This window comes from Rahnella sp. P4_A8 (assembly GCF_056402435.1).
The window spans coordinates 1-1,108 of the sequence record NZ_JBFUHK010000265.1 but is presented as its reverse complement, the minus strand read 5'-3'; the positions used below and the strand labels follow the sequence as shown (position 1 = coordinate 1,108).

Genomic DNA, 1,108 nt, shown 5'->3' with positions numbered 1-1,108 from the left:
ATGAGCACACTGGTAACCATTGTGGCACAGTTAATTCCCGAGGGAGTATACAATCTGGTGGCGGGTGAGGAGTATAAGGACGTTAAACGATTTGTAGTCATTATGGTACCTGCATTTTTATCGCAGGGGTTCTATCTGATTATGGCATCGACTTGTTTTTTTCATGGGAAGAGCAAAGCAATTTCTTATTGTACTTTTACAGGTGGGGTTATCCATTGTGTTATATTATTCTTGGTCTGTAAGTTTATGAACGTGTTTTCTGTACCATGGGTATTGTTTTTCTCAAATAGTTTTGTTGCTTTGCTGATGTATATAACTGTGTTCAGGCCTGTGACAGAGAGCGACCAGTGAGGTAACAGTGAATATTAATTTTAAACGTGGTGTTATTTACCTTTGTTTGATGATGCTCACTTCTGTAAGTATAACACATCTTATTTTTGATGCCCGTGATGCTGCAGGCGTGGTGATTTTTACTTTGACCGCGTTGAGCATTCCCGCGATTACCATTCCAGGAGCCCGGTATAATTATTTGATCATTGCGGCATTACTATTTTCTGCTATCTATACTTTTTATTGTATTTATGTTTTTAATATTTTCCCCGGGATAGATGCCGTACGATATTATAATTTTTTACTGTCAAATAATTCGCTGGGTGAAATTTTATCCGGTGCTGTGGCGAGAATGGCCACAATGCATGAGAACGGCATGACTGAAGGGCCGGGATCCTTCTTTATTTTCGGGGTGCCAGTTCAAATATTTTATAGTTTGATGCCTGCCAAAGATCCATTTTATATTGTTATTTTCAATTGTATGTTTAAATTGATGAGCATCGCGGCAATGAGTCGATTATTTTCTAATGTGAGTTCAGTTGATTTTCGCTGTGTTCTGATATCCCTGATTATTGTTTCTCCGACGTTTAATTATTTTTCTTCAGTTTTTGGTAAAGATATATTCATTCTCTTTCTGACAATCCTTCTGGCTTTGGCGTTAGTCGATTTTTGTAAGACGCAGGGGAAAGTGATGCGATTATTAAAGGCCGTTGTGATACTGATGCTGGCTGGCTATTGTTTCCTGCTCCGACCCTATTCTCCCGTAACGGCACTTCTG

General features: G+C 39.0%; 2 pseudogenes. Both read left to right on the top strand.

Annotated elements, in window-relative coordinates:
• A pseudogene (locus AC1DUO_RS25290) lies at positions 1 to 351 on the top strand (oligosaccharide flippase family protein); the annotation flags it as partial.
• A gap of 7 nt (positions 352 to 358) precedes the next feature.
• Positions 359 to 1,108 (top strand): annotated as a pseudogene (locus AC1DUO_RS25285) (hypothetical protein); the annotation flags it as partial.